This window comes from Microbulbifer mangrovi (genome assembly GCF_002009015.1).
Taxonomy (GTDB): domain Bacteria; phylum Pseudomonadota; class Gammaproteobacteria; order Pseudomonadales; family Cellvibrionaceae; genus Microbulbifer; species Microbulbifer mangrovi.
This window is the reverse complement of sequence record NZ_LZDE01000192.1, coordinates 1-7,012: the sequence shown is the minus strand read 5'-3', so window position 1 is coordinate 7,012 and position 7,012 is coordinate 1. Positions and strand designations below refer to the sequence as shown.

General features: G+C 58.4%; 4 protein-coding genes. 1 reads left to right on the top strand and 3 read right to left on the bottom strand.

Going from position 1 to position 7,012, the window contains the following annotated elements; genetic code table 11:
• Positions 1 to 99: 99 nt before the first annotated feature.
• The 3 genes from pgi to nhaC form a co-directional block, all read right to left on the bottom strand.
• Positions 100 to 1,713: a glucose-6-phosphate isomerase gene (gene pgi / locus B4U49_RS01875; RefSeq protein WP_078082885.1), complete on the bottom strand. Its 1,614-nt coding sequence runs from the start codon at positions 1,711 to 1,713 to the stop codon at positions 100 to 102.
• A gap of 947 nt (positions 1,714 to 2,660) precedes the next feature.
• Positions 2,661 to 3,764 carry a DUF3549 family protein gene (locus B4U49_RS01870; protein WP_078082884.1) on the bottom strand — a complete coding sequence of 368 codons (1,104 nt, stop codon included), beginning with the start codon at positions 3,762 to 3,764 and terminating at the stop codon, positions 2,661 to 2,663.
• 104 nt (positions 3,765 to 3,868) lie between these two features.
• On the bottom strand, positions 3,869 to 5,386 hold the full coding sequence (gene nhaC / locus B4U49_RS01865) for a Na+/H+ antiporter NhaC (protein ID WP_420811458.1): 1,518 nt from the start codon (positions 5,384 to 5,386) through the stop codon (positions 3,869 to 3,871).
• 336 nt (positions 5,387 to 5,722) lie between these two features.
• Here nhaC and B4U49_RS01860 point away from each other — a divergent pair, with 336 nt between their 5' ends.
• On the top strand, positions 5,723 to 6,898 hold the full coding sequence (locus tag B4U49_RS01860; RefSeq protein WP_078082883.1) for a 1-acyl-sn-glycerol-3-phosphate acyltransferase: 1,176 nt from the start codon (positions 5,723 to 5,725) through the stop codon (positions 6,896 to 6,898).
• The last annotated feature ends 114 nt before the right edge of the window (positions 6,899 to 7,012 follow it).

Below are 7,012 nucleotides of genomic sequence, written 5' to 3'. Positions count from 1 at the left end.
TTCACAGGGGGGCGCCTAGCTCGGTCCTGAAAACCCACCCCCGGTGCTTGGCCGCCAGAAGACCTACTAAGCGGTTCCTCGGGCTCGAAGGCCTAAAAATTATTTAAGAAGAAGCTTCATCAGGTGCGCCGTAGAGCCATCCCAATCCTCTGGTATTTCACCCTCAATCGCATCGTGTACCGCGTTGCCGAGTACCTTGCCCAGCTCCACACCCCACTGATCAAAGGGATTGATATCCAGCAGGCAACCGAAAGTGAACACCTTGTGTTCATACAGGGCCAGCAGGCTGCCCAGATGGAAGGGATCCAGCTTTTCCACAACCAGGGTATTGCTCGGGCGGTTGCCCGGAATCACCTTGTGCGGGGCGAGTTGATGGACTTCCTTGTGTGTGTGGCCAGATGCCTCTAGTTCCTTGCGAGCCTCCGCCAGTGACTTGCCGCGCAACAGCGCCTGGCTCTGGCTCAGACAGCACGAGAGCAGCCACTGGTGTTGTTCTTCAAGCTCCGACGTGGACTGTTTGATCGCCACAAAATCCGCCGGAATCATATCCGTGCCCTGGTGCAGCAGCTGGTGGAAGGAATGTTGGCCGTTACTGCCTTCCGCACCCCAGATCACGCTGCCACTTGGGTAGGGCAGCGGCTGGGCATCGCGGGTCACACTTTTGCCCAGACTTTCCATATCCAGCTGTTGCAGCCACGCCGGGAACTTCGCCAGGCGCTGCGCGTACGGAAGTACCGCGAGGCTGCCGGTACCCCAGCACTGACGGTACCAGAAGTGGATCAGCGCCATCAGCACCGGCAGGTTCTGTGCAAACTCCGCTTCTGCGAAGTGGGTATCCATGGCATTGGCGCCTTTCAGGAGGTCGCTGTAGACGCCAAAGCCGCAGGCCAGCGCAATGGGCAGGCCAATTGCAGACCACAGGGAGTAGCGGCCGCCAACCCAGTCCCACATCGGGAAAATATTCTGCACCGCGATGCCGAAATCCTGCGCCGCCACGATATTGCTGCTCACGGCTACGAAGTGTTTTGCCAGGTCGGATTTTGCACAGCCTGCATCGAGCACCCACTGACGTGCAGAAAGCGCATTCTGGCGTGTTTCCAGTGTGGAGAAAGACTTGGAGGCGACGATGAACAAAGTCTCGTCAGCGGGCAGTGAGGCGATGGTGTCACTCAGGTCGGCACCATCGATATTGGCGACAAAGTGCACCTGGAGATCCTCTTTATGCCAGGGGCGCAGTGCCTCGCATACCATGCGCGGCCCCAGGTCGGAGCCGCCGATACCGATATTCACTACATGGCGGATACGCTTGCCGGTATAGCCGGTCCAGCTGCCGTCGTGGATCCGCGCAGTGAACTTTTCCATCTGATCGCGGCAGTCCGCTACCGCCTGTTCGTGTTCGGTCTTGGGCTCGCCCTGAAAGCGCAGCGCCGTGTGCAGTGCGGGGCGATGCTCGGTGTTATTGATGGGGGATCCTGAAAACAGGGCATCAATGGCACTTTTCAGCCTGGCGGTATCGGTATACCCGAGCAGCAACTGCAGGGTCTCTGCATTGAGCAGGTTCTTGCTGTAGTCGAGGTAAATCCCCGCGGCCTCAGCGCTGAAAGCCTGTGCCCGGTCGGGAGTGGCTGCAAACAGTTCCCGCAGTGACCAGCGCTGCTGGTCTTTGTGTTGTTGCAGTTTGGAGATGGCAGCAGACAGGGGGAGAGCATCCATGATCAATATTTCTTCGCTTTTAAAAAGACGGGGATAGGCGCAAATATTAACGGTAATTACACCGTTGAGCCAACTAGAGCCGGGAATGTCGCGGGGCCTGACAACAGAGCACAAGAAGGCAGCATCATCGAGCAATCGTGCACTTTTTAAAGGCGGAAAGCTTTGGGGGCAGAGCCTTCCCGGAAAACCGGGAGCATGGGGGAGTTGTCGGAAGATGGTTGCGGAATAGCGGTGGGTGAAAGTTATTTTCTCTGGGCCAGAAATGCAAAATGCCGCTTCGAGAAGCGGCATTTGCATGAACCTGGTACGAGAGTGATTATTTAACCACTTTCATACAGCGCACATTATCGGATGCCATCCAGCAATCCGCGTCCGCAGGACAGGCCATGGAAGTTGGAATCTGTTCTGAGCCCGGAGGGCAGGCGGCCGGCATCGGAGCCGGTGCACAACAACCTGCGAGGACCAGTGCACATATAATTCCGGTTAAGTACTTGGCTGGAGTGAAATTCATCCCCTAACTCCTTTCCGTTGATGTTAGTCAATAGCATAGACAATAAAACGTCACCTGTTTGGTGTGCTTTGTAAAAATCTTTTCTACAAACATACCGCCCAATGGAGTGTAATAGGCGCGCGGTTAAAATAGCCGCCAGAGGTGAATTCAGGATAAAACGGCCGCCAGTTTGTCGCGCGTCTAAGCCTGAATTTAAAGGGTTATCCGCCAAATTGCGCCCTGGTTCACTGCAGCGCGGTCGAGAATTTTTTTTCGGTGTGTAAAAAAGAATTTTTTTCTCTTCACATTCCCAAAAAAATGCTGCATTGCATGCCAAAAACGCGATAAACCGGTGCTGCCGGCTGTCACAAACTCGATGAATTGCGCGCATATTTTTATGCGCGCTGCGAATACAGGGTAGAAGGGGGGATACTTTGGCGCGTGAATATTGCTCCGCTTAATTTCCGCTGGGCTGCAGAAATTCGCCAAACGCGTGCGCAACGGAATCTTTTCGCTCCGGATTGCGCAGTACGCCGAGCAGCACGTTGCGCAGTTCGGGAAGGAAAAGCAGATCGGTGAGCAGCAGGTTAAAGGTCTGCTGGGGCTGGCTGGCGCTGAGATTTTCCAGCCAGAGCTGCGCCAGTTCTGGAACAAGAAGGTCTTCGCTGCAGCGACTGCCGATGGCAGCGAGTACTTCGCCGTGGGTGGCAGCGTCACTACTTTGCAGCACGCGCAACAGAAACTGCTGGCGCATACCGGTGGCGATACTGTTGGACACGCCGCGAATCACTGCGGTAACCAGGTTCAGGTCATTCTGTTCGGGGGCGCCGGCAGCGAGTGCCTGTTCCGCACGCAGGATCAGCGGTTCCGCCAGGTGGTGGTCAATGGCTTCGCTCTCCAGGCACTGGCACAGGGGGATCAGCGCCGGTGCAGCGAAGCGCGGGATGCTCCCCGCGAGCCGGTCCCGCTGTTCTTCCCAGCGCACCGCGAGGTCGGCAATGCCCTGCAGGGCGAGCTGATCCCAGGGAAATGAAGCCGGATCTTTGGCGTAGGCCTGGGCTGCTGGGTAGTGGTCACTGGCAGGCCGCTTTAGTTGTTTAGCGGCCTTGGCGTGGAATACTGCGCGCTTTTCCTCAGGCGGGGTGAATACCAGCCCGCTGCCCTCCAGTGCCTGTTGCAGGTGCTTGGCCGGATCCTTTTCGCCATTGCCCTCGGGGTACAGCGCCTGTTGCAGTTGCTTCAGGAAACGGTCGCGGATGGGCAGCAATAGCTTGCCCTGCTCGTCCAGCGGCAGGCGCAGGAACCACACGACCGGGTCGCCGCCCGCCGTTTCGTCCACTGGCCACAGCAGCAGGCCGCACCAGGCCTGACGAAGGTACGGGTGTGGCCACGGCGCGGCCCCGTCTTCAAAGGCTTGGGCGGTTTTTTTGCTGACAGGCTGGATCCGGCGGCCGACATCAAACCAGCGCAGGTTGAAATCGGCGGATGCGATCAGCTCGGAGAGCGTGGATACCGGTTGCGAGCCGGGCTGGGATTGGGAGGCAGGGGGCTTCTGGTTCACGGGCAGACGTTCTTGATAAAAGAGAAATATTACACGGTGTGGGCGAAGCGCGGGGGGACGCTTCGCCCGGTACAGCAGGACAATTGTAAGGCGGGAAGGGTGTGTTAGCCGCGCTCCTCTGCCACCTGCAATTGTACCTGCTTGCCCAGCGGCATTTGCTTGAAGTGCAACCAGCCGTAGGCGATGGCGAGCAGGGGGCAGATGATGTTGAACAGGGCGAACGGGGCATAAGTGAAAGTGGCGATACCCAGGGTCGCGCTCATATAGGCGCCACAGGTATTCCATGGAATCAGCACGGAGGTAATGGTGCCCGAGTCTTCCAGGGTGCGCGACAGGTTCAGTCCGTGCAGGCCCTTGTTCTCGAAAGCCTCGCGGAACATGCGCCCGGGAATGATGATCGCCATATACTGGTCGCCGGCAGCCGCGTTCATGCCGAAGCAGGTGACGACGGTGGAGGTGATCAGCCCACCCACGGTCTTCACGCCGGAGAGCGCCCAGTTGACGATGCGCTCGAGGAAGCCCGCGCGCTCCATCACGCCACCAAAGGCCATGGCGGAAATAATCAGCCAGATCGTATTGAGCATGCTGCTCATGCCGCCTTTGGAGAGCAGGGAAGCGACCGCCTCATTACTGGAGGTGGACTTGTAGCCATCGAACAGGCTGTGCCAGGCGCCTTTCAGCAGGCTCAGGGGGCCTTCGCCACCGGCGAGTTGGCGGGTGGCATTGGGTTCGAAGATGATTGCGATCAGGCAGCCCACCAGGGAGCCGATAATCAGCGTCGGGTATGCGGGGATTTTCTTCCACGCCATAAACAGCAACAACGCCAGGGGCACCATGCTGATAATGGAAATATTGAACTCGGCCTGCAGGGCGCCCAGCAGCTGCTGGATATCTTCTGCAGAGGCCTGGCCGGTATCAGAGCTTAGGCCGATCACCGAAAAAATCACCAGCGCGATGGTAAATGCCGGGATGGTAGTCCAGAGCATGTGGCGGATATGCAGGAACAGGTCGTTGGAGGTTACCGCAGCAGCCACGTTGGTGGTGTCTGACAGGGGGGACATTTTGTCGCCAAAGTAGGCGCCGGAAATAACTGCACCTGCGGTAATCGCCGGGTTCAGCCCCAGCGCGCCGGCAATCCCCATTAGTGCCACGCCCAGGGTGCCGGCAGTGGTCCAGCTGGACCCGATACTCAGGCCGACAATGGCGCAGATGATGCAGCTGGCTGCATAGAACCACTGGGGAGACAGTATCTGAACCCCGTAATAGATCATTGATGGCACTGTGCCCGCGAGAATCCAGCTGCCGATCAGGGCGCCAACTGCGAGAAGGATGAGGATGGCGCCGAACACAAGGCCGATGCCATGCAGCATGCCGCCTTCCATATCCTTCCAGGTAAATCCGTTCTTCATGCCCACGAGGGCGGCGACGCCTGCACATAACAGCAGGGCGATCTGGTTGGGGCCGTAGGAGGAGTCGGCGCCATAGAAAAATACGGAGAGTGAGAGTAGTGCGATGAGAATCAGTAGGGGAATCAGTGCATCCAGCAGGCTGGGGGTGCGGTGCGACTGCTGCGGGTCTTGCGGGTGGGACTCGCTGGCATTGCTGGAACTGGTCTGGCTCAAGGTGCTCTCCTTTGTTCGGCCAAAATTTGACCTAAGTGGGCGGCCCCGCTTTTGGCCGGGCAGCCGGGTCAGATTCTTGTTATGTGTGACGCAAAGCGCCCTATTCTCGGGGCGGCGTCAATATATGTCTATAGGCGCCGGGTTGAGGGCGCTGGCGCCGCCGGTTAACTGCCGGGTCCGTCTTGGTGCTGGCAGTTCTTCCTTGCATCCGGTATGTTCTGCGCCGGTTTCGCCCACAGCCGCCTCTTTCTGGTGGCATCTGGGCCACTATAAGAAAAAGCCAGAGCGCAGCGACCGCAGAGATCGCGCGCTGGGGTTGGCAGGTAGTTGAATTCCATGAATGCGAGAAATCTGGACACTAGTCAATTTGAAGACATCCGCCCCTATCGGGACGACGAGGTCCGTCCGGCGCTGCGCCGCCTGGTGGAAGACCCCGAAATGTCCCGTGTGGTGGCACACTTTCTGTTGCCCGGTATGGCCGGCAAGCTCGAGCGCCCGCTCGCCTGGCTGGTACGCCAGCTGGTGCGCTTCGAGTTCCGCAATGCCAACAATGTGCGCGGCGTACAGGATGTAATTGCCAAGTATCTGGAGAAGGCGGTCAATCGCACCAGCTGTGGCCTGTCCATCTCCGGTCTGGATACCCTGCCCAAGGACCGCGCCTGCCTGTTCGTCAGTAACCACCGGGACATCGCCATGGACCCGGCGCTGGCAATTCTCGCCATGTACAAGGAAGGGCACGAGACTTCCCGTATCGCTATTGGCGACAATCTGTTGTCCAAGCAGTTTGCGACCGACATCATGAAGCTGAACAAGTGTTTCGTGGTGAAGCGCAGCTCCGGCAGCCGCCGCGAGAAACTGATGGCGGCGACCACGCTATCCCGCTATATCCACCACTCGATCGTGAACGAGAACGAACACGTGTGGATTGCTCAGCGCGCGGGCCGTGCCAAAGACGGTCGGGATCGCACCAATCCTGCGCTGGCAGCGATGTTTGGCATGGCCAAGCCCAAAGAGCAGCCGTTTGCGGATTTCTGGCGCGAGCTGCACATTGTGCCGCTCTCCATCTCCTACGAGTGGGACCCCTGTGATCGCTACAAGGCGCGCGAGCTGTATATCACCGAGCACCAGGATGAGTACCAGAAAGAGGCCCACGAAGACCTGGGCAGCATTGCCAAGGGGGTTGTCGGCCAGAAAGGTCACATCCATGCGGCGTTCGGTACCCCGATTGAGAAAGATTTCAACGATGTCACTGCGCTGGCGGATGAGATCGATCGCCAGATTATCGGCAATTACGTGTTACATCCCACCAACCTGATCGCCTATCAGATGATCTACGGCGAGGCTCCGCAGTTACCGGTAGGCTATCCGGCCAAGCCCTGGCACCCGGACGAGCATCAGGAAATTCGTGAGAAATTCGAGCAGCGTATGGCTGCCATCGACGAGCGCTGGCGCGACAAGGCCATTCAGGGCTATGCCAATCCGGTGGTTTCCCGGTTGGCGTACGAACAATAATCTTGGAGCCGGGACGCGTCTGCAGGCGCTCTGATCCTGAGACGTGGCGGCAAAGCACGGGGCAGGTGTTTTCAGGACCGCTGTGAATACTTCCCTGTACGCTCCGTCGCAAAC